This window comes from Cupriavidus basilensis (assembly GCF_008801925.2).
In the GTDB taxonomy this organism is placed as follows: Bacteria; Pseudomonadota; Gammaproteobacteria; order Burkholderiales; family Burkholderiaceae; genus Cupriavidus; species Cupriavidus basilensis.
In genome coordinates, this window is sequence record NZ_CP062804.1 from 1,946,308 (window position 1) to 1,966,008 (window position 19,701).

The 19,701-nt window shown below is 67.0% G+C and carries 22 protein-coding genes; 7 read left to right on the forward strand and 15 right to left on the reverse strand.

Annotated features, from left to right (window positions below):
- Positions 1–31: 31 nt before the first annotated feature.
- The 4 genes from phnF (at position 32) to phnN (ending at position 3,490) form a co-directional block, all read left to right on the forward strand.
- Complete coding sequence (gene phnF / locus F7R26_RS29520) at positions 32–766, forward strand: phosphonate metabolism transcriptional regulator PhnF (protein WP_150989541.1); 735 nt, start codon at positions 32–34, stop codon at positions 764–766.
- Positions 767–858: 92 nt separating this feature from the next.
- Positions 859–2,055: an alpha-D-ribose 1-methylphosphonate 5-triphosphate diphosphatase gene (locus tag F7R26_RS29525; RefSeq protein ID WP_150989351.1), complete on the forward strand. Its 1,197-nt coding sequence runs from the start codon at positions 859–861 to the stop codon at positions 2,053–2,055.
- A 26-nt stretch (positions 2,056–2,081) separates the two neighbouring features.
- Positions 2,082–2,843: a DUF1045 domain-containing protein gene (locus tag F7R26_RS29530; RefSeq protein WP_150989354.1), complete on the forward strand. Its 762-nt coding sequence runs from the start codon at positions 2,082–2,084 to the stop codon at positions 2,841–2,843.
- 11 nt (positions 2,844–2,854) lie between these two features.
- Positions 2,855–3,490 carry a phosphonate metabolism protein/1,5-bisphosphokinase (PRPP-forming) PhnN gene (phnN, locus tag F7R26_RS29535; protein WP_241754783.1) on the forward strand — a complete coding sequence of 212 codons (636 nt, stop codon included), beginning with the start codon at positions 2,855–2,857 and terminating at the stop codon, positions 3,488–3,490.
- On the opposite strand, the gene F7R26_RS29540 is transcribed toward phnN, so the two are convergent.
- The 7 genes from F7R26_RS29540 to F7R26_RS29570 all read right to left on the reverse strand — a co-directional run bounded on the left by F7R26_RS29540 (position 3,438) and on the right by F7R26_RS29570 (position 11,783).
- Positions 3,438–4,724, reverse strand: a complete 1,287-nt coding sequence (locus tag F7R26_RS29540) for a CoA transferase (protein ID WP_150989359.1) — start codon at positions 4,722–4,724, stop codon at positions 3,438–3,440. The two genes, phnN and F7R26_RS29540, sit on opposite strands and share 53 nt — an antisense overlap.
- Positions 4,725–4,759: 35 nt before the next feature.
- Complete coding sequence (locus tag F7R26_RS29545; RefSeq protein WP_150989362.1) at positions 4,760–5,956, reverse strand: acetyl-CoA C-acetyltransferase; 1,197 nt, start codon at positions 5,954–5,956, stop codon at positions 4,760–4,762.
- On the reverse strand, positions 5,953–6,777 hold the full coding sequence (locus F7R26_RS29550; protein ID WP_150989365.1) for an enoyl-CoA hydratase/isomerase family protein: 825 nt from the start codon (positions 6,775–6,777) through the stop codon (positions 5,953–5,955). The genes F7R26_RS29545 and F7R26_RS29550 overlap by 4 nt, the downstream gene beginning before the upstream one ends.
- On the reverse strand, positions 6,770–7,519 hold the full coding sequence (locus F7R26_RS29555) for an SDR family NAD(P)-dependent oxidoreductase (RefSeq protein ID WP_150989368.1): 750 nt from the start codon (positions 7,517–7,519) through the stop codon (positions 6,770–6,772). Before F7R26_RS29555 ends, F7R26_RS29550 begins: the two co-directional genes overlap by 8 nt.
- A 57-nt stretch (positions 7,520–7,576) precedes the next feature.
- Positions 7,577–8,470: a MaoC/PaaZ C-terminal domain-containing protein gene (locus tag F7R26_RS29560; RefSeq protein WP_150989371.1), complete on the reverse strand. Its 894-nt coding sequence runs from the start codon at positions 8,468–8,470 to the stop codon at positions 7,577–7,579.
- Positions 8,471–8,593: 123 nt separating this feature from the next.
- Positions 8,594–10,699: an acetate--CoA ligase family protein gene (locus F7R26_RS29565; RefSeq protein ID WP_150989374.1), complete on the reverse strand. Its 2,106-nt coding sequence runs from the start codon at positions 10,697–10,699 to the stop codon at positions 8,594–8,596.
- 106 nt (positions 10,700–10,805) lie between these two features.
- A complete protein-coding gene (locus tag F7R26_RS29570; RefSeq protein WP_150989377.1) occupies positions 10,806–11,783 on the reverse strand; it encodes a tripartite tricarboxylate transporter substrate binding protein in 978 nt (325 codons plus the stop codon).
- Between the two features lie 147 nt (positions 11,784–11,930).
- Between F7R26_RS29570 and F7R26_RS29575 the strand changes: the two genes are divergently transcribed.
- A complete protein-coding gene (locus tag F7R26_RS29575; protein ID WP_150989380.1) occupies positions 11,931–12,878 on the forward strand; it encodes a LysR family transcriptional regulator in 948 nt (315 codons plus the stop codon).
- Positions 12,879–12,886: 8 nt separating this feature from the next.
- On the opposite strand, the gene F7R26_RS29580 is transcribed toward F7R26_RS29575, so the two are convergent.
- The 5 genes from F7R26_RS29580 to phnC form a co-directional block, all read right to left on the reverse strand.
- Positions 12,887–13,384 (reverse strand): GNAT family N-acetyltransferase, encoded by a 498-nt coding sequence (locus F7R26_RS29580; RefSeq protein ID WP_150989383.1) that lies wholly within the window; start codon positions 13,382–13,384, stop codon positions 12,887–12,889.
- Positions 13,385–13,427: 43 nt separating this feature from the next.
- On the reverse strand, positions 13,428–13,964 hold the full coding sequence (locus F7R26_RS29585) for a phosphonate degradation HD-domain oxygenase (RefSeq protein WP_150989386.1): 537 nt from the start codon (positions 13,962–13,964) through the stop codon (positions 13,428–13,430).
- A gap of 89 nt (positions 13,965–14,053) precedes the next feature.
- Entirely contained in the window at positions 14,054–14,845 is a 792-nt protein-coding gene (gene phnE / locus F7R26_RS29590) for a phosphonate ABC transporter, permease protein PhnE (RefSeq protein WP_150989544.1), read from the reverse strand.
- 102 nt (positions 14,846–14,947) lie between these two features.
- Positions 14,948–15,940 carry a phosphonate ABC transporter substrate-binding protein gene (gene phnD, locus F7R26_RS29595; RefSeq protein WP_150989389.1) on the reverse strand — a complete coding sequence of 331 codons (993 nt, stop codon included), beginning with the start codon at positions 15,938–15,940 and terminating at the stop codon, positions 14,948–14,950.
- Between the two features lie 69 nt (positions 15,941–16,009).
- The gene (gene phnC, locus F7R26_RS29600) at positions 16,010–16,849 is read right to left on the reverse strand and encodes a phosphonate ABC transporter ATP-binding protein (RefSeq protein ID WP_150989392.1); all 840 of its coding nucleotides are present in this window, start codon (positions 16,847–16,849) and stop codon (positions 16,010–16,012) included.
- Positions 16,850–17,249: 400 nt separating this feature from the next.
- Between phnC and F7R26_RS29605 the strand changes: the two genes are divergently transcribed.
- Entirely contained in the window at positions 17,250–17,657 is a 408-nt protein-coding gene (locus F7R26_RS29605) for a DoxX family protein (protein WP_150989395.1), read from the forward strand.
- Between the two features lie 22 nt (positions 17,658–17,679).
- On the opposite strand, the gene F7R26_RS29610 is transcribed toward F7R26_RS29605, so the two are convergent.
- The 3 genes from F7R26_RS29610 to F7R26_RS29620 form a co-directional block, all read right to left on the reverse strand.
- Positions 17,680–17,970, reverse strand: a complete 291-nt coding sequence (locus tag F7R26_RS29610; RefSeq protein WP_150989398.1) for a type II toxin-antitoxin system RelE family toxin — start codon at positions 17,968–17,970, stop codon at positions 17,680–17,682.
- Complete coding sequence (locus tag F7R26_RS29615; protein ID WP_150989401.1) at positions 17,960–18,214, reverse strand: type II toxin-antitoxin system Phd/YefM family antitoxin; 255 nt, start codon at positions 18,212–18,214, stop codon at positions 17,960–17,962. Before F7R26_RS29615 ends, F7R26_RS29610 begins: the two co-directional genes overlap by 11 nt.
- A gap of 196 nt (positions 18,215–18,410) precedes the next feature.
- The gene (locus tag F7R26_RS29620) at positions 18,411–19,061 is read right to left on the reverse strand and encodes a VTT domain-containing protein (RefSeq protein WP_150989404.1); all 651 of its coding nucleotides are present in this window, start codon (positions 19,059–19,061) and stop codon (positions 18,411–18,413) included.
- A gap of 201 nt (positions 19,062–19,262) precedes the next feature.
- Between F7R26_RS29620 and F7R26_RS29625 the strand changes: the two genes are divergently transcribed.
- Positions 19,263–19,664: an OsmC family protein gene (locus F7R26_RS29625; RefSeq protein WP_150989407.1), complete on the forward strand. Its 402-nt coding sequence runs from the start codon at positions 19,263–19,265 to the stop codon at positions 19,662–19,664.
- Positions 19,665–19,701 lie beyond the last annotated feature (37 nt).

A 19,701-nucleotide genomic window follows, 5' to 3' on the forward strand; every position in this document is an offset into this window, starting at 1 on the left:
TTAACGCAGGATGACGAAAAGGCAGGACACGATGGTGGAACAAGAAGTCGAGCGGGGCTCGGGAGTCGCGGTATGGCGCCAGATCGGCGAGGCCCTGGCGCTCGACATCCGCAACAAGCTCTATGTCCCGGGCGAGCGCCTGCCGCCTGAGCCAGAGCTGGCCACGCGTTTCGCCGTCAACCGCCATACCATCCGCCGCGCCATGGGCGAGCTGGAGCAAAACGGGCTGGTGCGCATCGAACAAGGCCGGGGCACCTTCGTGCAGGAACACGCCATCGACTACGCCATCGGGCGGCGCACGCGGTTTTCGCAGAACCTGGCCAGCCAGGGCATGCGCGGGCACATCGAGGTGCTGGAATCGCAAACATTGCGCGCGCCCGAGATCGCCAAGCACCTGGGCCTGGCGCGCAGCGCGCCCATCCTGCGCGTGCAGATGCTGGGCAAGGCCGAAGCCCGCACCATCGACGTGGCCGAGCATTATTTCGATGCCACGCGGTTTCCCGGCATGGACGCCGAGCTGCGTGCGCGCCTGTCGATCTCCAAGGCGCTCGCCCATTACGGCATTACCGATTACACGCGCAAGTGGTCGCGCATCACCGCCGCCATGCCGACGGCGCCGGTGGCCCGCCAGCTCAACCAGCCCAAGACGCGGCCGATCCTGCAGGTGGAGGCGCTCAACGTCGACCTGGACGGCGCGCCGCTGCAATACAGCGTGGTGCGCTTTGCCGGCGACTGGGTCCAGCTGACCGTAACCGATGAGGACTAAAATGCGCAATCGGCTGCAGTTTGGAACGCGGTCCCACCGATCAAATTGGTCTAGACATCTGTTTGTCATCTGCCCGCGCTAAGGTCGCCAGCATGGATACCAATCACGCATCTCACCCCACCCTCGCCGGCCTGAGTGGCCGCCGCGTTCTCTCCGCCAACGGCATTGCGCCGGCCGCCTTCGCATTCCGCGACGGTTGCCTGGCAGGGCCAGCCAGCACGGCAGGGCCTGCCCTCGATGCGGGCGACCTGCTGGTGCTGCCCGGCATCGTGGATATTCACGGCGATGCCTTCGAGCGTGCCGTGATGCCGCGCCCCGGCGTGAGCTTTCCGTACACCAGCGCGCTGTTCGACGTGGACCGCCAGTTGCTCGCGCATGGCATCACCACCGAGCTGCACGGCGTGACGCTATCGTGGGAAGGCGGCCTGCGTGGCGAGGCTTACGCCCAGCGCATGTTCGACGGCCTGGAGCGCATGCGCGGCACCCTTGGCGCGCAGCACCATGTGCACCTGCGCTTCGAGGCACATCACCTGGCCGGGCTGGAAACCGCGCTGGCCTGGATCGACAGCGGCAAGGTGCGCTTCCTGGCCATCAACGACCACCTGCCGCTGATGGCCACCCGCCTGCATGTGGCGCGCAAGCTGGCGCAGTACGCGGACCGTGCGGAGTGCGACCCGGTCATCTTCCGCCAGCGCCTGGAGCAAGCCGCCGCGCAGGCGGGCGAGGTGCCCGAAGGCGTAGCCCGGCTGATTGCCGCCGCCCGCGCCGCCGGCCTGCAAGTCGCCTCGCACGACGACGGCGACGCCGCCACCCGCCAGCGCTATCACCAGCAAGGCTGCACCGTGGCGGAGTTCCCGCTTACCGTGGATGTGGCCCGCGCCGCCCGCGCGCTGCGCAACTACGCGGTATTCGGCGCGCCGAACGTGATCCGCGGCGGCAGCCACACTGGCGCCCCGGACGCTACCGAGATGATCGCGGCCGGACTGTGCAACGTGCTGGCCTCCGACTACTACTACCCGGCGCCCCTGCAAGCCGCGTTCCGCGTTGCGCAGCTCGGCGTGCTGCCGTTGCCGGCCGCCTGGGACCTGGTCTCGCGCAACCCGGCGCGCGCCGCCGGCATGAACGACCGCGGCGCGCTCAGCCCCGGCCTGCGTGCCGACGCCATCATCGTCGACGACCGCGATCCCGCCCTGCCCCAGGTCTGCGCCGCCATTGTCGGTGGCGTGCTGCACCACGCCACGCGTGCCTTCCCGCTGGTGCAGGCCGGCGGCGAGCGGCGCGCGGCCTGACCCGCATGCACAGGATGCCGAGCCCGATGTCGAACAATCCACTGCCACAGGCTTACCGCTACGCCATCTACCTTAATCCTGCCGCGCCCTTTCGGCAGGTGGGCGAGCAATGGCTGGGGCGCAGCGCCGAAACAGGCGAGGCGATCGCGCGTACCGTACCCGACGCTGCCCGCCACATTGCCCACATTGCCCGCTGGACCGAAGCGCCGGCCCACTATGGCCTGCATGCCACGCTCAAGGCCCCGTTCCGGCTCGCGCACGGCCAGACGCCCGCAGGGCTGGACGCCGCCATGCGCGCCTTCGCGCTGGACCGCCAGCCCTTCGCGGTACCGCTAGCGCTGCATAACCTGCGGGGCTTCCTGGCCTGGAGCCTCGGCGGCGACGCCAGCGCCAATGCGCACATGCACGCGCTGGCAGACGCAGCGGTGCGTGAGTTCGACAGCTTCCGCGCGCCGCCCACCCCTGCCGAGCTGGCACGCCGCAAGCCGGGCCAACTGAGCGAGCCAGCCCGGCGCATGCTGGAGGCGTGGGGCTACCCGTACGCATTCGAGACGTTTATTTTCCACATCACGCTCACTGGGCTGCTCGACCAAGCCGAGCAGGACAGCGCCATCGCCATGCTGCAAGCCGCAAGCGGCCCGCTGCTGCAGCAGCCGATGCCGGTACGCGACGTCAGCCTGTTCGTGCAGAGCGCGCCGGATGCGCCCTTCCTGGCCGCCCGCCACTATGGCTTTGACGGCACCACCACCGATGCCGCCGGCGCGGCTCTGCTGGAAGCCACGGCATGAGCGCCAAGGCCATGCGCACCGCGGCGCGCGCCGACATCGCCGCGGCCGGTGCCGAAGCCCCGGACGGCAGCGGCCTGGTTTACCTGATGGGTCCCTCCGGCAGCGGCAAGGACTCGCTGCTGCGCGTGATGCGCGACAAGTTGCAGGATGATGCCGGCGTACGCGTGGCGCAACGCTACATCACCCGCGCCAGCAGCGCCGATGAAGACAGCGTGGCGATTACCCCCGAGGCGTTCGAGCAACGCGTGGCGCAAGGCGGCTTTGCGCTGCACTGGCGCAGCCACGGCTTGTGCTACGGCATCGGGACCGAGCTTGACGACTGGCTGGCGCAAGGCTTGTGCGTGGTCGTGAACGGGTCACGCGAGCACCTGGCCGCCGCCCACGCGCGCTATCCGGCCCTGCACGCCGTACAGGTCAGCGTGCGCCTGCACGTGCTGGGAGAGCGCCTGCGGCTGCGCGGCCGCGAGGACGAGCAAGCCATCGTGCGGCGCCTGCAGCGCGCCGGCGAGCCGTTCGCCGTGCCGGCGGGGTGCCGGCTGACGGTGATCGACAACAGCGGCGCGCTGGAGGACGCGGCAAGCGCGTTGATGCGGCTTACGCACGAGCGCACGCGCCAGCATCAACACCAGAACCAGCACCAGCCGTAGGGTCCCGCTCCGGACCCGCCACCACGCCGGCATCATGCAGCCGGCCGACGGCGGCGCCATCCAGCCCCAGGACTTCATGCAGCACCTGATCGGTATGCGTGCCCAGCAACGCGGCAGGCAACGTTGCCGCGCGCTCCATCGACGCAACCCGTACTGCCGCGCCTGCCGCAAGATGTTCACCGACCCCTGGGGTCGCAATGCGCTCGAACACCGGATTGGCAAGGCTGACACGCGGATCGCCGGCCAGCAATTCGCCGACCGTGCTGTAGCGGCCCCAGCAGACCTTGCGCGCTTCCAGCAGGCGCTCCGCCTCGGCCTGCGTGCGGGCGGCAAACCAGGGGGCGACCAGCTCGGCAATGGCCTCGCGGCAGGCAAAGCGATCGGCCTCGTCGCCCAGGTTCAGGCCGGTGCGCTGCTCCAGCGCAGTCACCTGCCCGGCGATACCGCATGCCTCCACCAGCGCCTTCCATTGCCCCGCCGAGATCGCCGCCACCATCAGGCGGCCGCCGTCCAGCGTGCCAAAGTCGCGGCCGAAGGCGCCATACAGGTGGTTGCCGATCGACGGCCGCTCCTGCTGCAGCAATTCGGCTTCGGCCAGCAAGCCGAGATGCGACAGCATGGTGAAGGCCATGTCGGACAACGCCAGCTTTAGCTGCGCGCCTGCGCCCGTGCGCCGGCGCTGCGCCACCGCGGCGACCACGGCAAAGGCGGCCTGGTAGGCGCAGGCAATGTCCCACGCCGGCAGCACATGGTTGACCGGCCGCTCGCGCGACCCGCCGCCGGTGACAGCCGGATAACCGGTGGCGCAATTGACGGTGTAGTCCACCGCCGTGCCGCCGTCGCCGTTGCCCTGGATGGTGCAGCTGATCATGTCCGCGCGCCGCGCGGCCAGCGCCTCGTGCGCGAGCCACGGCGTGCCGATATTGGTCAGCAGCACGCCCGCATCCGGCCCGGGCGCCGTCGCCAGCGCCTGCACCAGTTCACGCCCTTCAGGCTTGCGCAGGTCGACCGCGATGCTCCGCTTGCCTTTGTTCAGCGCGGTCCAGTACAGGCTGCGCCCCTTGCCGCCGGCCTGCGGCATGCGCGGCATGCGCATGTAGTCGATGCCGCCGCCGATCATGTCCACGCGGATCACGTCAGCGCCGAACTGAGCCAGCGTGAGGCCGGCCAGTGGCGCCGCGATAAAGGCCGAGCTTTCGATCACGCGCAGCCGGTTGAGGAATGGGTAGGTCATGGGGCGGTCCGGTCCGTGGTGGCGTAGTGGCGGCGTCAGGCGCGTTCGAACACGGCGGCAATGCCCTGCCCGCCCCCGATGCACATGGTTTCCAGGCCGTAGCGCGCACCGCGCCGGCCCAGCTCGTGCATCAGCGAGGTCATGATGCGCACGCCGGTGGCGCCCACCGGATGCCCCAGCGAGATGCCGGACCCGTTCACATTGAAGCGATCCGGATCGTTCCAGCCCCAGCCCTTGGCGCAGGCCAGCGCCTGGCAGGCAAAGGCTTCGTTCAGCTCCACCAGGCCCATGTCGTCAAAGCCCAGCCCGTTCTTGCCGAACAGCTTCTTGACGGCTGGCACGGGGCCAATGCCCATGTGCGACGGCTCGCAACCGGCCACGGCCCAGCTATGCAGGTAGCCGATAGGCGCCAGGCCAAGCGCGTCCAGCTTGTCTTCGGCCACGATCAGGCAGGCGGCGGCGGCGTCGTTCTGCTGGCAGGCATTGCCGGCAGTGACGATGCCGTCCTTCATCAAGGGCTTGAGCCGCGCGAGCTGCTCGATGGTGAGATCGGCACGAATGCCCTCGTCCTCGCTCACGATCAGCGCTTCGCCCTTGCGCTGCGGCACGCTGACGGGCACCACTTCCTGCGCGAACTTGCCGCTGGACCACGCGGCGGCGGCGCGCTGGTGGCTGCGTAGCGCAAAGGCATCAGCCTCCTCGCGCGAGATGCCGTAGTCGCGAGCCAGGTTCTCGGCGGTCTCGATCATGCCGGAGATGCGGCCGAAGCGGGCTTCGGGCTGCGAGCGCTCGCGCCCGCGCTCCAGGCGGTCGTGGAACTTCACGGTGCCGGCGCGCTTGCCCCAGCGCATGTCGGTGGTGTAGTACTCCACGTTGCTCATGCTCTCGACGCCGCCGGCCAGCACGACATCGGCGGCGCCGGTCTGCACCATCATCGCAGCCGTGGCGATGGCCTGCAGGCCGCTGCCGCAGCGGCGGTCCAGCTGCATGCCGGCAACGCTGATGGGAAAGCCGGCCTGCAGCGCCACCCAGCGGCCGGTGCAAGGCACCTCCCCGTTGGCGTAGGAATGCGCGAACACCACGTCCTCGATACGGGCCGGATCCAGGCCGGTGCGCTCGACCACGGCGCGCGCCACGGTGGCGCCGAGTTCTTCGACAGCGATGCTGCGCAGGCTGCCGCCGAACGCGCCGATGGGCGTGCGCAGCGGAGAGACAATGGCGGCTCGTTTCATGATGGCATCCTTTGTTCTTGATGCAGTTCGTCAGTGCCGAACCGCGGGGTTTCCCTGGCGAAGAAGGCACGCACGCCCTCCTGCGCTTCCTTGGAACTGAAAACGCGGTCCAATAGCGGCAGCGCCCGCCGCATGGCCTCGTCTTCGGTCGTGTCAAAGCTCAGGTCGATGGCCTGCTTGCACAGCGCCAGCGCCAGCGGCGGGCGCTGCGCCAGTGTTGTAGCCAGCGCCAATGCCGCTTGCAGCGCCTGGCCTGGCGGCGCCACGCGGTTGACCAGGCCCCAGGCCAGCGCGGTGGCTGCATCAATGGGCTCGCCCAGGAACATCAGCTCCTTGGCGCGCCCTTCGCCCACGCGCCGCGTGACGCGCACCGGGCCGCCGCTGCCGGGAAACACGCCCAGCTTGATCTCGGGCAGCGCGAAGCGTGCCGTCTCGTCCGCCACGATCAGGTCGCAGCAGACCGCGATCTCCAGGCCGCCGCCGAACGCCAGGCCATTGACCGCCGCCACTGTCGGCTTCGGGAAATCGTCCAGCCGCCCAAACACCGCATGCTGCAACGCAAGCTTGCCCGGCACGATCTGCCCGGGCCGCATCAGCGGCCGGAACTCGGCGATATCGGACCCCGCGCAGAAGGCACGGGTGCCGGCGCCGGTCAGCACCACGGCGCGCACGGCGGGATCGCGTTCCAGCGCGTCCAGCGCACGGTCAAGCGCCTCGGTCAGGCCGCGGAAAACCACATTCAGTGGCGGGTTGTCCAGCGTCAGCGTGGCAATGCCGTCTTTGGCGGCGCAACGCACCGGCCCTGCCGAGAACTCAGCCATAGCGCCCACCGGTGACATGCAGCACCTCGCCGGTAATGAAGCCGGCGCGCTCCGAAGCCAGGAAGGCCACCGCGTCGGCAATGTCGCCCGGCCGGCCAACCCGCTTGATCGGCTGCGCGGCGACGGCCCGCTCCTTGATGGTCTCGTAGGTCGGCAACGCCTGCACCATCTCGGTTTCCATGAAGCCAGGCGCCACGCAATTGACCGTCACGCCGTAGCGCCCTTCCTCCAGCGCCAGCGCCTTGGCCAAGCCGATCAGCCCGGCCTTGGCCGCCGCGTAATTGGCTTGCGTGGGATTGCCGAAGTGCGCGCGCGAGCTGATGTTGATGACCCGCCCCCAGCCTTGTTCGATCAAACGCGGCATCACGGCCTTGGTAGCCAGGAAGGCGCCCTTGAGCATGACCTCCATCACCAGGTCCCAGTCCTCCTCGGTCATCTTGACAAGGTACTTGTCGCGCGGAAAACCGGCGTTGTTGACCAGGATGTGCACCCCGCCAAAATGCGCGACGGTTTCATCCACCAGCCGCTGCACATCGGCGCCCTTGGTGATGTCCGCGACGATGCAATACGCCTGCAAGCCGTCTGCGCGCAGCGCGGCGGCCGTAGCTTCGGCCTGCTCGCGCAGGATGTCCGTGATCACCACCTTGACGCCCTCTTGCGCCAGGTGGCGTGCCGTAGCCGCGCCCAGGCCGCGGGCCGAGCCCGTGACAATGGCGACTTTGTCCTTGATCAGCAGATCCATTCGGTTCTCCTCGGAATACGTGTGTCGGGATGGCTGCGCAAGCAGCGTCAGATTGGGTCAGATTGGCGCGGGCGGCCGGCTCAGGTCCACGCGCCCGGCGTTGAGCACTACCACGCCGCGTTCCAGCGCCGTGGTGCGCAGCGACACCACCGGGCCATCGACCCAGATCGCCGTGCGCAGCGTTTCGCCGGGCAACACCGGGGCCGTAAAGCGCACCCGCATGCCGCGCACCGTCGCGGCATCGTAAGCCAGCACGGTGTTCAGCACGGCATGCATGGCGATGCCCATGGTGCAAAGGCCATGCAGGATGGGCCGCGCGAACCCGGCCGCTTGCGCCACCGCCGGGTCGGCGTGCAAGGGATTGAAGTCTCCGTTGAGCCGGTACAGCAGTGCAGCCTGCGGCAGCGTCGCCAGATCGCACACGGCGTCCGGTTCGCGCTCAGGCATCGCATGCGGGGGCGGCGGCGAGCCCGCCGTGGCACCGCCGGCGGCAAAGCCCCCGTCGGCGCGCAGCATGGTGGTCTGGGTGACGGTGGCCAGCAGCTCGCCGGTGGCCGCGTCATGCACCTGGCGCTCCTGCATCATCAACGCGCCTTTGTCCGGGCCTTTGTCGTACAGCGCGGTGACCTTGTTCCTGCCGACCACCCGCCCCTGCGCCGGCAACGGCCGGTGCAGCACGAACGCTTGCTCGGCATGCACCAGTTTTTGCCAAGTGATGCCGGTATCCGGCTGGTCAGCCCAGAAGCCGCTGTAACCCAGCACGTTGACCAGCGTGGGCAGCGCCTGCAGGCCGCCGCGTGCGTGCTCATAGACGTAGCGCAACTGGCCAGCGTCCAGCGGATCGGCGCCCAGGCCGATGCCCAGCGCATAGCACATGCTGTCGCGCGCGCTGTAAGCCTGCTCGACGGGCGCGAACTGGCGGCTGAGGAGATGTTTGGGGTCGAGTGGCATGGCGTGTTGTCTGCTGTTGTCTGCTGGATGGTGACGGCGTCAGGCGCGCGGCGGGTACCAGTTCCTAGCGCACAAAGCGCCGGATGCTGTCGAGCAGGCCATTGAGGGTTTCGGCGTCGCGAATCATCGGGGCAGCTCCGTCACCTCGATCACGGCGTCGACGGCAAAGGCGCCCTGTCCTTGCGGCATCGCAAACACCGGATTCAGGTCCACCGATTGCAAGCGCGGGCCACACTGGTGCGCAAACACAGACAGCCGCGCCAGCATGCCCGCCAGCGCCTTGATATCCACCGGCGGCTTGCCGCGCGCACCCAGCAGCAGCGGCGCGCCCTTGATGGAGCGGATCATCTGCTCGGCCACGTCCTCGCCGAATGGGCAACGATGCAGCACCACGTCTTTCATGACTTCCACAAAGATGCCGCCCAGCCCGAACATGGCCACCGGGCCAAAGACGGGATCGCGCTGGATGCCGAGAATGCACTCCACGCCGCCGCTGAGCTGTCTGGCGACCAGCACGCCTTCGAGGCGCGCGCCCGGCACAGCCTCCTTGGCGCGTGCAATCAACAGGCCGAAGCCAGCACGCACGCCCTCCGCATCGGTGACGTTCAGCAGCACGCCGCCGATCTCGGACTTGTGCTGGATGTCCGGCGACAGGATCTTGAGCACCACGGGATAGCCCAACGCCTCGGCCGCCGCCACCGCCTCGCCCGCCGTGGCGCAAGCGCGTTCCGGGGCCACGGCGATGCCGGCCTGCGCCAGCACGCGCTTGGCCTGCGCCTCGCTAGGCATGCTGTCGGGCAGCGCCACCGCGGGCACCGAAGGGGGCGGCAAGCCAGCAGCCCGCTCGAACGCTTGCCCAAAACGGCCCATGGCTTCGATGGCCACCACCGCGCGCGTGGGATCCTCGAACACGGAAAAGCCGTCGGCCTCGTACTCGCGCACACGCTCGGGCGAGGCCAGCACCGACAGCAGGTAGAGCCGGTCAGGATGCTTGTCGCGCACGCCCTTGAGCTGCTCGCGCAGGCGCGGCGCGATCGAATCGGCGCCGCCCGTGTACGTAAAGAAGCCCAGCACCGACTGGTAGCCGCCCTCGGCCACCACGGCTTGCGTGAAACGGCCCGCGATGGTCATGTCGTTCAGGAACTGCGCCGTGCAGTCCACGGGGTTGCGCGGCGCCGCAAAGGGCAGCAAAGCCTTCAGGCGCTCCTGGGTCGCAGCGGGCATCTCCGGCATCGGCAAGCCAACCACTTCCGCCGCATCGGAAATAATGACGCCAGCGCCGCCGCTGACGGTAATCACGCCCAGGGAATTGTTGGCGGGATAGATGCGGCGCGTGGCCAGCCGTGCCACGTCGAGCATATGCTCGGTGGAGCGCGCCCGCACCACGCCGAACTCGGCCAGCACCGCATCGGTCACCGCATCGTTGCCGGCCAGCGAAGCCGTGTGCGACTGCGCCGCCGCGCTGCCCACCGCGCTGGTGCCGACCTTCATCATGACCACCGGCTTGCGCGCCTTGCGCGCGGCCTCCAGCGCCTGCATCAGGCGCTGCCCGTCGCGGATGCCCTCGGAGTAGACCGCGATCACATCGGTGTTGTCGTCGTCCACCATGGCGTGGACGATGTCGCCCAGGCTGATGTCGCTCTCGTTGCCGCTCATCACGCAGGCCGACACGCCGATGCCTGCATCGCGCGCAATACCCAGGATGTGGCTGCCATATGCGCCGGACTGGCTGGCAATGCCGACCCGCCCCGCCACCGGAAAGCCCATTTCCACCACCGAGGTGAAGCTGCCGTAAAAACCGGTGCCGGGATTGACCACGCCAAGGGAGTTCGGGCCAAGCAGGCGCATGCCGTATTTGCGCGCCGACGCCACCATGCGTTGCTGGATCTGCGCGCCCTCGTCCCCGGCCTCGGCAAACCCGGCGGAAAACACAATGGCCGCCGCCGTGCCGCGTGCCGCCAGCTCCGCCACCACGTCGGGCGCCAGCTTGGCGGCCACCGCCACGATGGCCACGTCCGGCGTCTGCGGCAGGCAGGCCACGCTGGCGTAGGCTTCCAGGCCCTGGATGGTGGCGCGATTGGGATTGACCGGCATCAGGCGGCCCTGGTAGCCCTGGCTGCGCATGTAGTCGATAGGCCGGCCGCCAATGCGCAGCGGATCATCCGAGGCGCCGATGACGGCGACGGAACGCGGGCGAAGGAGACGGACAAGGGGATTAAGGTCTGGCATGGCGAGATCGCTTGCAAGAAAACCGTGGCGGCGGAAGAGGAATAGGAAAAAGAAGAGGAGCCGATCGGGTCGGGGCGGTACCCGCCCCTGCCTTCGCAAATCCGGCTTATTCGACTTTGGCGCCGGACGACTTGACGACCTTCGCCCAACGGTCGCTCTCCGAGCGGATCAACGTGCCGAACTGCTCAGGCGTGCCCGGCGATGGCTCGAAGCCCTGCGCGCGCAGGCGCTCCTTCATCTCCGGCGCGTCCAGCGCCTTGTGGATCTCGGCATTGAGCTTGTCAATGATCGGCTTGGGCGTGTTTGCCGGCGCCATCAGCCCGTTCCACGCCAGGGTCTCGAAGCCTGGCACGCCGGACTCCGCCACCGTCGGCACATTAGGCAGCAGCGGCGAGCGCTTTGCGCCGGTAATGGCGATCGCACGCAGCTTGCCGCCATTGACCTGCGGCAGCGCGGAGAACATCAGGTCCATCACCAGCTGGGCATTGCCCGCCATCACGTCCGCCATGGCAGGCGCGCTGCCGTTGTACGGGATGTGGGTCATCTTCACCCCTGCCATCGAGCTCAGCAGTTCGGTGGCAAGGTGCGTGGACGAGCCGTTGCCCGCCGAGCCGAAGTTGATCGATCCCGGCTTGGCCTTGGCCGCGGCAATCACGTCCCGCACCGTCTTGTAAGGCAGCGACGGGGTCACCATTACCAGCATCGGGCCGCGCGTGAGCTCGCTCACCGGCGTGAGATCGGTCTTGATGTTGTAGCGCAGGTTCTTGTAGAGCGAAGGGTGAATCGAATGCCCCGTCGTCACCAGCAGCAGCGTGTAGCCGTCGGGCGCCGCGCGGGCCACTTGCTCCGCGCCCAGGTTGCCGGAGGCGCCGGGCTTGTTTTCGACCACGAACGGCTGGCCCATGCTGTCGCCCAGCTTCTGCGCCAGCAGGCGCACCACGATGTCATTGGTGCCGCCCGGCGGGTAAGGCACGACAATCTTGACGGGCTTGGCAGGAAAAGCCTGCGCCAGGGTAAGCGCGGGCGTGGTGAGAGCGGCGGTGGCCGCAACGGCAGCGGCAAGCCAGCGTTTCGTGCTGATCATCGATTGTCTCCGGTCTGAGGTCAGGCGCGGCCAAGCGTGTGCTCGGCGCCCTTGGCTTCTTTGTGCCTGTTTCAGAAACAATCGTAAGCAATGCCATATACTTAATCCAATACTTTACATGCACCTAGCTATACATGAGGTATATGGATGGACCTGCGCCAACTCAAGCAATTCGTGGCCGTCGCCGAGACCAGCAGCTTCAGCCGAGCGGCAGAACGGCTGTTCATGGCACAGCCGCCGCTCTCCGTCGCCATCCGCAAACTGGAGGAGGAACTCGGCACGCCCTTGTTCGAGCGCACTGCCCGCGGGGTACGGCTGACCGCTCCCGGCGAGGCCGCCCTGCAAGCCGCCAGGAAATGCCTGCAGAACGCGGAAGAAGTCAGCGCGGCCGCGCGAGCGACCGCCACCGGCGAAGCCGGCCGGCTACGCATCGGGTTTATCGGCTCGGTCACGTTCGGTTTGCTGCCGCGGCTGATACAGGCGTTCACCAAGCGCCACCCGCAGGTCAAGCTGGAATTGCGTGAAGGCACCAACCTCGAACTGCTATCGCTGGTGGAAAGCGGCGAGCTCGACGTGGGCTTCGTGCGCGTGCCCACCGCACGCCCGGAGAACGTCCGCTTCCAGCTGATCCAGACCGACGTATTCTGTGCCGCGCTGCCGCGCGGCCACGCCCTGGCCAAGCAGAAGCAGGTCGCCTTGCACGACCTCGCCGACTGCCCCCTGATCGGCTACACGCCCTCACACGTGGGCGGCCTGCAAGCCGCGGTGTCCCACCTGTTCGCACGCGCCGGCATCAGCCCCTACATTGCGCAGGAAGCCGTACAGGTGCAGACCGTGGTAGGGCTGGTGGATAGCGGGCTCGGGGTCGCCCTGGTGCCATCGGTCAACGCATCGCACTCATCGGGCCGCGTCGTGTTCCGCCCGATCTCCGACCTGCCGCCGGATGCGTCGATCGGCATTTCCCTGGCGTATCACGCGCTGGCCGAAACCGCTGTCACGCAGCGCTTTCGCGAAAGTATCGAGCCGCCGGCGGAAAAGGCGCCCGGAGCCGGGGGGGAGACGGTGAGGCGGAGTGGGGGCAAGCGGATGAGATAGCGCTCTTATCAGAGATGCACCGCCGCCACCGGCAACCCGATGCTAAAACTGGTCCCGTGCTCCGTAAACCCAAGCTGCCGGTAGAACCGATGCGCCTGCAGCCGGCGCGCGCTGGACGATAGCGCCAGCTTGGAGGCGCCCGCCTCCTCGGCCAGCCGCATGGCGGCGTGCATCATGGCCGTGCCTACGCCGGTGCCGCGCGCGGCGTGGGTCACCACCACGCTTTCCACGATCGCCTCGCTGCGGCCGTCGTGCGCCAGCACCGGGAACACCAGCAGGCAGAACGTGCCGAGCGCTTCGCCGGCGGCGCTGCGCATCAGGTAGCAGCGATAGTGCGGCATCGCCTTGAGCTGGGCGAACAGCGCGCGCATGCGCTGCAAAGGCAGCGGCGTCTCGTTGTCCATTTCGGAGAGCAAGGCGGCGACCTGCAGCAGTTCGGCATCGGTGCCGGTCACTTCGTGCAGGGTCGGGCCGCCGCTGGTTCGGCGTGCTTCTGGCAAGTCCATGCGGATATCGGGTTCGAGTGAGTTTGCTTAGGTGCGATGCCGGTCAGGGCGCGCGGCGCAGGCAGCGCGCTACCATCGGCAGGTAGTACTCCAGCGGCGGCGTGGCAAGGCCGACGACCTTGGCCAGGTCGTCGTAGCGGCGCAGGCGCACGGCTGCCGGCCCGTGCGGATGGGCGACGAAAGCCTCCGCCTGGGCCGCGTCAAAGGGGCCGCCCTGCAGTGCCAGGCTATGTTGCGAGGCTGGTGACAGGGTGGCCTGGTAGCCAGGCTCGGTCGCGCACAGGTAGCGCTTGGCGGCCACATGCATGCGCACCGGCTCGGTCACCGCTGGCCCGAAGCCGACCGCCAGCAGGTCGGCGCCGACTTCCTGGTGGCGCAGATCGGTGGTGCTGTCCTCGGACATCACGAGATGGCCGAGGTCGTGCAGCAGGCTGGCAACGATCAGCGGCTCAGGATCGCCGGCCTGCTCGGCCAGCTGCGCGCACTGCAGCGCATGCTCGGTCTGGGTAATGGCCTCGCCGCCGTAGAAGGCGGTGCCGTGGCCGGAGAAGAGGATTTCGATGCGCCTGAGGATCGTCATGATGATTTGTGTGTGCGGGCTGGTGTCGTGAGGCGGCTTGAAACGGCTTAAGGCGGCTTAAGGCGGCTTAAGGCCGCCTTAAGCCGCTGTCAAACCAGCGCCTTGCGGATCCGGGCGGACAGCAAATCGATGAGCGTGACAAAGCCAACGATGATGATGATCACCGCGCAGGTCTCGGCATACTGGAAGCTGCGGATGATCTCCCACAGCACGGTGCCGATGCCGCCCGCGCCGACGATGCCAAGCACCGTGGCCGAGCGCACATTGGATTCGAAACGGTACAGCGCATATGAGATCCACAGCGGCAGCACTTGCGGGATCACGCCGTAGACCACTTCTTCCAGCGCGCTGGCACCGGTGGCGCGCACGCCTTCCACGGGACGCGGGTCGATGGCCTCCACGGCTTCCGAGAACAGCTTGGCGAGCACGCCGGTGGTGTGCACCCACAGCGCGAGCACACCGGCGAAGGGGCCCAGCCCCACCGCCACGATAAACAGCATGGCGAACACCATCTCATTGATGGCGCGGCAGGCATCCATCACGCGGCGCATCGGCTGGTAGACCCAGGCCGGCACGATATTGGCGGAACACGCCAGCCCCAGAGGCACGGCAAACACGATGGACAGGAAGGTACCCCAGATCGCGATCTGCACGGTCACCAGCATCTCGTCGAGGTAGATGCGCCAGTCACGGAAACTGGGCGGGAAGAAGTCGGCAGCGAATTTCGCCATGTTGCCGGAGTCCCTCCACAGGTCAAGCGGACGCATGTCGGCGCCCTGCCACGACATGACCAGCAAGGCGAGCACCACCGCCCATACGAACATGACAGGCAGGCTGGCACGCGGCGGACGGACGGCACGAGGCGGGGTGGCTGGGATCATGGTGGGGTTGGCGGATGGATGCATGAATACTCGGGCTAAAGCAAAGGTGAGGCGACAGTGTGCGGCCCGCCCCGGCTTTGGGGCGGGCCGACGATGGGCGCGTTACTGCGCGCTGGCGGCGATCTTGTCCAGCTCAGCCAGCTTGCTGCTCAGCTCGGCAAGGCGCTTTTCCTTGTCCGGCGCGGCCATCGTGGTGTCGGACTCGATCTTGGTCTTCTCGCGGGCCAGCTCGATCTGGCGGATCGGCACCAGCTGGTTGTCGTTGGACGCGCGGAAGCCCTGGTAGGTCAGCTTGGCGAGGTTCTCTTTCTCGCGCGCGGCGTCGGCACCCTTGCCGTAGTTTACGAAGAAGGTCTGCACCTTGGCCTTGACATCGGCCGGCAGGTCCTTGCGATAGACCAGCGGATCCGCCGGGATCAGCGGCGACTTCCACAGCACGCGCACCTGGTCATAGGCGCTCTTGCCGGTGTTGATGCGGTAGCGCTCCATGTTCTCGGTGTTGTTGACCGCCACGTCGACCTGCTTGTTCAGCACCGACAGCAGGTTGGTTTCGTGATTGCTCACGCGCACCGTCTTGAAGAAGGTCTTCGGCTCGATCTTGTGGGCGCCCCACAGGTAGTGGCCCGGCACGGCGGTGCCCGAGGTGGAGTTCGGATCGCCCGCGCCGTAGCTCAGCGACTTGCCTTGCTTGAGCACGTCATCCAGCGTCTTGAGGTTGCTGTCCTTGTTGACGATCAGGAGCGACCAGTAGCCGGGGTTGCCGTCCTTGTCGATGACCGAGGCGAACACCTCGCCGTTGGCACGGTCCACCGCTTCGATAGCGGACTTGTTGCCGAACCAGGCAATCTGCACCTTGTTGAAGCGCATGGCTTCGATGATGCCGGCATAGTCGGAGGCAAAGAACGGTTTGACCTGCACGCCCATCTGCTTGCTCAGGTCGTCGATCACCGGCTGCCAGGCGGACTTCAGGTTGGACGAGGTTTCCGTCGAGATAAAGCCCATGTTGAGGACCTTGCCTTCCTGGGCAAAGGCGGGCAGCGAGAGTGCGCCAGCGGCGCTCGTGACGATCAGGGCGAAAAGGGTTCTGCGCAGCATGAGGAAACTCCGAGGAAAAGCCTTGTTGGGGGTGCTTGCGGGAAACATGACGAAAAAATCCGGGGTCAATCAGGCCGCCGCCAGGCCGCCTTGCGGGATGGCGGGCGCGACAACCTCCAGCCCCGCGCCGTCGGGCAGCAGCTCGGCGGCTTCCGTGCCATACAGCTCGCGCAGCATGGCCGGGGTCAGCGCGGCGGAGGGGCCGTCGTAGACCACCTTGCCGTGGCGCAGCGCGACCACGCGCGGGCAATAGCGCATCGCCACATCCACCTGGTGCAGCGACACCACCACCGCCACGCGGCGCGCTCGGTTGATCTGCGCCAGCAACTCCATCACGCGCCGCGCCGATTCAGGATCCAGCGAGGCGATCGGCTCGTCGGCCAGGATCACCCGTGCGTTCTGCACCAGCGTACGGGCAATGGCCGCGCGCTGCTGCTGGCCGCCCGACAAGGTGGATGCCCGTCGAAAGGCATAGTCGTCTATACCAACCTGGGCAAGCGCTTCGAGCCCTGCGTCGATCTCGCCGGCACGGAACAAGCGGATCAGGCTGCGCCACAGCGGCACGCGCGGCAGCATGCCGGTCAGCACGTTCGTGATCACCGGCAGGCGGCCCACCAGGTTGAACTGCTGGAATACAAAACCGATCTCTGCCCTTGCCGCGCGCACATCACGCGCCAGCCGGCCGCCTTGCTGGATGGCCCGGCCATTGACCAGCACCTCGCCAGCGCCGTCCGCATCGGCAGCGACAAAACCCGCCACGTGGCGCAACAACGTGGACTTGCCCGAGCCCGAGGCACCCAGCAGCGCCACCATTTCACCAGGGGCAACGGCAAGGCTCACGTTATCCAGCGCCTTGCGTCCCGCCTGGAACGACTTGGACAGGCCGCGCACTTCAATCGCATGCGTCATCCCACACTCCTTGCATCAACAGTGAGCGCATTCTGGGTGGTGAGGATGACAAAACGATGAAGGTTGGAGAGCAATCTCGAATTGGGAGGCTTGCCTGGCCAGCCGCCCGCGCCAAGTGGCCTCGGGCCGACCTCGCTGCCGGCCCGCCGGGCCGCATGGGCTACTGAGCCACTGGGCCACTGGGTGCGAGGCATGCACATGGCCATGCAGGACCGTGGCCATTCTCGGCCCCGGGGACCCCATCTCTCGATTGAAACGGGTGGAACATTCAAACGGCGCAAAGGACAAGGTATCCTTCTTGGGCACCTTCCACGTGGGGGAGCACAGGGTGCCCGGCCGGACCAGAGGTTGCCCCCGATGAAACCCACAGGATGGCGTACGCGCACCGACAAGGACGTTCATGAGCAAAGCAAAACGCGCCGGGCTGCTGTTTGTGTTCGTATGGTTCGCCCTCGGCGGGCTCGGGCACTTTATGCTGACGCCGTTGTTCGTCAGCATCGTCCCGCCATCGATCCCCTACCCTGCCGCCGCCGTGCTGGTGAGCGGCGTGTTCGAGCTGCTGGGCGCGCTGGGGGTGCTGTGGCTACCCACCCGGCGAGCGGCGGGATACGGCCTGGCACTGCTGACGCTTGCGGTCACGCCGGCCAATGTCTACATGTGGCAGCACCCCGAGCTGTTCCCGAAGATTCCGCCTAGCCTGCTGGGTATCCGGCTAGTGGTGCAGGTGTTGTTGCTGGTGTGCATCTTGTGGAGCACGAGCCGGCCGGATGATGCCATTGCTACGCGAGATGGGAAAGGCGAACCATAGGTCGGGCAATACAAGGTGACCGCTATCGCCTTACACCGGCCCGGCGATAAGCCTCACTCTTGTCCCGTCGTCCAACAGCGAGCACTAGCACAGTGACGGTACGATCGTTGACCTCGTACACCAGCCGGTATCCGGCATCGCGCAGCTTAATCTTGTATACGTCTTTCATGTCCTTGCCACTGAGCTTGGCAGACGGCACCCGGGGTTCGGCCAGACGTTTCTCGAGCTGCTTTCGAAACTGATCCTTGATCGACGCATCGAGTTTCTTCCATTCCTTCAAAGCGTCTTCGTGAAAGGCGAGCTCATAACTTATCCAGCGACACCTTTACGGACTTCCCGCCGCGACGCTGCCGAACGATTTCTGCAAGCTCGATGTCCTCAAGCCGGTCCATAAGTGCTTCGAAAGCCTGGGCGGGAACCAGGTATGCGGCCGGGCGATTGTGATTGAGGACTGCCACGGGTTCGTTACCGGCCTCCTCAATGATGGCACCGGGGTTGCGGCGAAGGTCCGTGATGCTTACGGTCGCGGTAGCGTAGATGGCGCGTGTGACTGTCATATCTTTGGGTTGCCTGGCGTAGCGGGTTCCAATCGGACTGCATGGACAGGCTTGCAGCCCGTTCGTTACCCGTAATAAAGCACATAATTTAGCACAAAAATATGTGTACTTTTTGTCCTATCGATCAGCAACCAGAAGCCGGGCGACCCGAGGCCTTCCATGTCCATGCTTGCGCGCCGTCACAACCGCAAACGACTCACCCCCGCGCGCCCTGCCTGCCCTTCACCGCCCGCCACGCACTGGCCACCACCAGCGACCCCAGCCCAAGCGCAAGCCCAAGCAGGACGATGGCGCTCATGTGGTCGCGCACCAGCGGCACATTGCCGAAGAGATAACCGCCGCCCAGCAGCGACACCACCCACACCGTGGCGCCAGCACTCGCGGCCAGCGCGAAGCGCGGCGCGGACATGGCGGACACGCCCGCGACGAAAGGGGCAAAGGTGCGCACCACGGCGACGAAGGGAGACAGCAGCAAAGTCAGGCCGCCGTGGCGCTGGTAGAAGTCATGCGTCCTGCGCAGTGCGTCGCGGTTGATCCATCGGTAGCCGCCGGTGAACACGCGGGCCCCGATGGCTTTGCCGATGGCGTAGTTCAGCAGGCTCCCGGCCACCGCGGCGACCAGCAGCACCGGCAGCAAGATCCATAGCTTGAGCGCACCCGACGCGCAGAACGCGCCACAGAGGAACAGCAGCGGATCACCAGGCAGGAAGAACAGCGGCAACAGCCCGATCTCGCAGAACACGATGGCGAACAGGATGCCGTAGACCAAGACGCCGTATTGCGCGATGGCGGGGCCGAGATTCTGGTCGAAATGCAGCAGCAACGACAAGATTTGCGATGCTTCCATGCGTGCCCCTGTTCTTGAATTGATGGCTACAGTGTAGGCGCGCCCTGGCCACAGGGGACCTCAGGTGGGTACGGTGCACTGGCCCCCGTGCCGATGACAAGCGGGAAATATGCCGAAAAGAGCCTTTCCCTCCGGCGCGCGCCCACATAATATTGAGCACAATCCGCACAACCATCTGCACCAACCACCCCAGGAAATACCATGTCAAACTCCCAGGCCACCGCCCGGATCGGCTCGGTCGACGCCAACTACCTCGTGCACCTGCAGGCTGGCAGCCACGCACTGCTCGGTGACGAGTCCGCCGGGCTGGGCGGCACGGACCAGGGCCCGCCGCCCTTTGCCTTCGTGCTGTCCGGTCTCGTGTCCTGCACCGCCATCACGCTGAAGATGTATATGCAGAAAAAACAGTGGCCCGTGGCCGATGTGGAAGTCACGGCAGTCTTCCAGGGCAAGGATGAGGCACGCTTCATCCGGCGCGAAGTCCGGCTCAGCGGTGTGGAACTGGGCGAGGCCGAGCGCGAGCGGCTCGCGCAGATCTGCGAGCGCACGCCGGTGACGTTGTTCCTCAAGGGTGCGTCGAGGATCGAGACAACCTTCCTCTGAGAAGCCCCAGGCAAGACCGGAAGGGACAGCCCGAAGG